Origin of the sequence: Pseudoalteromonas sp. CO348 (assembly GCF_004208845.1) — a bacterium.
GTDB classification, from domain to species: Bacteria; Pseudomonadota; Gammaproteobacteria; order Enterobacterales; family Alteromonadaceae; genus Pseudoalteromonas; species Pseudoalteromonas maricaloris.
In genome coordinates, this window is record NZ_SGPI01000059.1 from 1 (window position 1) to 518 (window position 518).

1 protein-coding gene is annotated in these 518 nt (G+C 46.9%); it reads right to left on the minus strand.

Translation table 11 applies throughout. The annotated features are described in order from the left end of the window. Nucleotides 1-518: hypothetical protein (locus tag EXT48_RS23985; protein ID WP_240703441.1), on the minus strand; the 518-nt coding region annotated here is incomplete at both ends.

Here is a 518-nt window from a genome sequence, read left to right on the forward strand (position 1 = left end):
ATTTGCGGTACACTCGGCATAGTGGCGCTTTGTTTGCTGCCAATATCTTGCTCCATGCTGCCGTCAAACACAGCCATGGCTTTGCCTTTTAAGGTCAGTAACTTGTCTGCAAAGATGTTGACGTTACCACTTGAGTCAATGCTGATTTCACTGCCGCCATTGGCAAGAGTGAGGTTGCCAGAGCCACTGCCTTTTACTGTGATGTTGCCTTGGCTTTGAATGATTTGACTTCCCGCTGGGGCGGTGATGGTGAGATTGTTGTCTGCCTTGAGGTTGATATCACTTTGGATAACACTGCGATGGCTGCGACCCGCCTTAAGGGTGATATTTTGTTCGGCGCTGACGTCAATTTGATTGGCAGTGACGTCTAGGTTAGTTGCTGCATCAGCAATCACCGACTTTTTACTCTCCAGTGCCAGTTGCTGTTTGGCGCTGGCAATAAAGGTTTTATTGGTAAGTAGTCGAATTGCGCTTTTAACACTGCCAAGTTGTATGTCTTTGGCTGCAAAAATATTCAT